Annotated in this window: 3 protein-coding genes; 1 reads left to right on the top strand and 2 read right to left on the bottom strand. The window is 66.8% G+C overall.

Annotated elements, in window-relative coordinates; translation table 11 throughout:
• Positions 1-120: 120 nt before the first annotated feature.
• Positions 121-1,293, top strand: a complete 1,173-nt coding sequence (locus tag NZM16_RS04865) for a beta-ketoacyl-ACP synthase III (RefSeq protein ID WP_295450703.1) — start codon at positions 121-123, stop codon at positions 1,291-1,293.
• A gap of 262 nt (positions 1,294-1,555) precedes the next feature.
• Here NZM16_RS04865 and aroB read toward each other — a convergent pair whose 3' ends face one another.
• Positions 1,556-2,680, bottom strand: coding sequence for a 3-dehydroquinate synthase (aroB, locus tag NZM16_RS04860; RefSeq protein WP_295450701.1), 1,125 nt, complete (start codon positions 2,678-2,680; stop codon positions 1,556-1,558).
• A 154-nt stretch (positions 2,681-2,834) separates the two neighbouring features.
• A partial coding sequence (alr, locus tag NZM16_RS04855; RefSeq protein ID WP_295450700.1) for an alanine racemase occupies positions 2,835-3,964 on the bottom strand: 1,130 nt, incomplete at its 5' end.

Here is a 3,964-nt window from a genome sequence, read left to right as displayed (position 1 = left end):
GCCCCCGAAAACCCCCAAATCGGAGTCTGTCGGACGAGGCGAGATGGCCCCATCTTCTTTATCCCTCTCCCCTCCAGTCCAAAAGGCGGTGGGGAGAGGAGATCCAGAAAGGAGGGCGAAATGCCATGGTATAGCCGGATTGCTGGGTGGGGAATAGCGGTTCCCCGGCGGGTGTTAAGCAGCCGGGAACTGGCTCAACAATTGCGCACCACCGAGGAATGGATCCTGACGCGAACAGGGATCCGGGAGCGGCGGATCGCGGAGTCGGGCGAGACCATGTCCGATCTCTCAGTGGCCGCGGCGCGAGAGGCGATGGCCCGGGCGGGCATCCTGCCTCAGGATCTTGATTTGATTATCGTGGCGACCTCCACTCCGGATTATATTATCCCTCCGGTCTCATCGATTATTCAGCATAAACTGCACGCCCGCTGCGGAGCCTTCACCCTGGGCGCCGGGTGCACTGGCTTCATGTATGGTATGGCCGTCGCCCACGCCTTCATCGCCGCTGGCCTGATGCGGAATGTCCTGGTGATCGGCGCAGAGATCATCAGCCGCAACATCGACTGGACCGATCGCAACACCGCCGTGCTGTTCGGTGACGGAGCCGGGGCCATGGTCCTGCAGGCCAGCGAACTCCCCACTGGTCTCCTCTCGTTCGTGCTGGGCTCTGATGGATCGGGGGCAGAGCATCTCATCGTTCCCGGTATCTCCAGCAACGCCCTCATCACCGAGGAGACCATCCGTCAGAAGGGCCACCTGCTGCGCATGAACGGGCGGGAGGTGTTTAAGTTCGCCACCCGGGTGCTGGGCAAGGTCGCCATCGAGGCCATCGCCCGTAGCGGCCTGGCGCCGGATGAGATCGATCTGATGATCCCCCACCAGGCCAACGAGCGGATCATCGAGGCGGCCTGCCGTGAACTGGGATTCCCCATGGAGAAGGTCTTTCTGAACCTGGACCGTTATGGGAACACATCGGCGGCTTCGATCCCCATCGCCTTCGCCGAAGCGATGGCCCAGGGCCGGATCCAGGAGGGGGATCATCTGCTCCTGGTCAGCTTTGGGGCCGGGTTGACCTGGGCAGGGGCAGTGGTCCGCTACGGCGTGCGGCCGGAGGATCGGCCGATCGCGGTGGAGAACTGGCCGGTGCGGCTGCCGGTGTCGCTTCCAGACCTCAACCGCCTGGAGCCGGTGCGCCAGGCCAAGGTGATGGCCCTGCGGGCTCGCCGCCAGCTCCTGCAGACAGCGATGAGCCTCCTGCTCCCCTTCTACACCCGCACCCGACGGCGGCGGTAGGCGGTCGGGGCAACTGGAGGGTTGTCGATGATGAGCAACCAAAGAGGGTTACCCGTAATAGGGCGACCCCCTGTGGTCGCCCCTACGAACCGATATGGCGCATCGTGGATTCTGTAGGGGCGGGCCCCTGTGCCCGCCCCTGCGTGCGGGCCCCCGTGCCCGCCCGTGCGCGTAGGCCCCTGTGCCCGCCCCTACGAAAGGCCCCTGTGCCTGCCATCGGATCGATGTGCCCGCCGATTGGGGCAACCACGGGGGGTTGCCCCTACGGGTGGGCTGTCTCCTCCAGGGCTTGATATACCGCTTCATAAGATGCATCCCTATAGACGCGCACCGCGCCCGGCCGCTGGATCACCACAAAGCGCAGGCGCCCGCCGCGCCGCTTCTTGTCCGTTCCCATCGCGGCGATCACCTGCTCCGGCGTCGCGTCCACGCCATACCGGGCCAGCCAGGCCCGCCAGCGAGTGGGAAGACGGATCCCTTCCAGCACCCGTTCCAGGTGGTGGGGAAGATCGACATCCTCCAGCAGGCCCAGCCGGGCGGAGAGAGCGGCGGCGGCGACCATGCCCGCGGCGACCGCTTCCCCGTGCGGAACCCGGTAGCCGCTGACCCGTTCAAAGGCGTGGCCGAACGTATGGCCCAGGTTCAGCACCTCCCGCTCTCCCCGCGTTTCCAGGGGATCCTGCTCCACGACGCGGACCTTGACCGCGATCGCTCGCGTGAGCAAATCCAAAAGCGGCTCCCCCTCCGGCATCGCGGCCCAGCGGGCCGGATCCCGCTGGAATTGCTGCCAGAGCGCGGGATCCCCGATGAGGGCGGCTTTGACCACTTCCGCCATGCCGTTTCGCCATTCCGCCGGCGGGAGGGTGCGCAACGTCATGGGATCGATCAGCAGGAGACGCGGAGGATAAAAAGCCCCGACCAGGTTTTTGCCTTCCGGCAGATCGACCCCCGTCTTCCCTCCGATGGAGGCGTCGACCATGGCCAGCAGGGTGGTGGGGATGCTGACAAAGGCGATCCCTCGCATATACGTGGCGGCGACAAAACCGGCCAGGTCCAGCACCACCCCCCCTCCCAGGCCGACCAGGATGCCATCCCGCCCGATCCCACCCTGAGCGAGACGCCGATAAAGCGCCGCCGCCGTGTCCAGGGTTTTCGTCCCTTCCCCCGGCGGCAGGTGGATCTCCAGGACCGAAAACCCGGCCTCCTCGAGGGATCGTCGCGCACGCGCGCCGTGATCGGCCGCTACCGTGGTATCGCTCACCAGGGCCACCGCGCCTTCCAGACCGGCCTCCCGCAAGGCCGCCCCACAACGATCCAGCAGGCCGGTCGATAGCCAGATAGGATGGGAATGCTCTTGTTCTGGGAAGCGCAGATGAAGCGTGATCATCCCTCACACCATGGAAGATCTGGGCTTTCGACCGATTCCTTAATCTCCTCCTCCGGGCATTGGAGAGCAGCGCTCGCTTACCCCTGTTCACGCGTCCCGCCGTCCATCTGTGTGCAGGGGCCCTGGAGGTGCGCCCGACGAGGATCGCCGCCCTTCAAGGTCCCCCGCGATAGATCCGGGGAACCCGGGGGGAGATCCGGGTCGTGATCTCATAATGGATCGTGCCCGCCCACGCCGCCAGTTCCTCCGCACGGATCTCCCCTTCCCCCTGCCGGCCCAGGATCACCACCTCATCCCCTACCCGGGCATCGGGGATCTCAGTGACTTCCACCACAATCTGATCCATGCTCACCCGGCCGCGCACCGGGGCTCGCCGGCCCCGGATCAGGACAGCTCCTTGATTGGAAAGGGAGCGAGGATAGCCATCGCCGTAACCGATCGGCACCAGGGCCATGCGACGCTCCCGATCGGCGATGAACGTCCGCCCGTATCCCACCGATTCGCCCGGGGCCAGGGTCCATACCCGGATCACCCGGCTCCGGATGGTCATGGCCGGGCGCAGGGGGAAGGGAGGCTCCCATTCGAGCGAGGGGCGCATCCCATAGAGCGCGATCCCAGGGCGCACGGCCTCAAAATGGGCGGCGCGGAAGCGCAGCGCGGCGGCGCTGTTGGCCACGTGACGGAGCGGAATCCGGATGCCGGAGGCCTCCAGCGCGGCGATCACCTCCTCGAACCGGCGCAGCTGACGCATAACGAAAGAAGGGTCCCCCTCGTCTGCGGTGGCGAAATGAGTGTAGAAGCCCTCCAGGGTCAGGCCGTCCATTCCCTGCAGCGCGTGGGCGAAATCCACCGCGTCCTCGGGGAGAAGCCCGGCCCGTCCCATCCCGGTGTCGACTTCGACGTGGACGGCCGTCCGACGGCCGGTTGCCTGAGCGACCGCGTGGAGCGCCTGGGCGGCTTCCGGCGTGGCGAGCGTGGGGGTCAGCCCCCAGCGGACCGCCTCGGGGGCCTCCTCAGGCTGCAAGGGGGCCATCACCAGGATCGGCGCCTCGATCCCCGCCTGACGGAGGGCCACTCCCTCCGCCAGGCGATGGACCGCCAGGCGGGTGGCACCGGCCTTCAGGACGGTGCGGGCCACCGGGACCGCGCCGTGGCCGTAGGCGTCGGCCTTCACCACGGCGATGATCTCCACCCGATCGCCCACCCACCGCTTCATCCCCCGCGTGTTCTCCGCAATGGCACCCAGATCCACTTCAGCCCAGGTCATGAATCCCGCGGTCATTC

The sequence above is a fragment of the Thermoflexus sp. genome (assembly GCF_025055495.1).
Classification (GTDB): Bacteria; Chloroflexota; Anaerolineae; order Thermoflexales; family Thermoflexaceae; genus Thermoflexus.
Note: the sequence above shows the minus strand (reverse complement) of the source record. Positions and strands in the feature narration are given on the sequence as shown.

Bases quoted from the DNA above. Each gene is read 5' to 3' on its own strand.
- NZM16_RS04865 (WP_295450703.1), top strand. From the start codon at position 121: ATGCCATGGTATAGCCGGATTGCTGGGTGGGGAATAGCGGTTCCCCGG.
- aroB (WP_295450701.1), bottom strand. From the start codon at position 2,680: ATGATCACGCTTCATCTGCGCTTCCCAGAACAAGAGCATTCCCATCCT.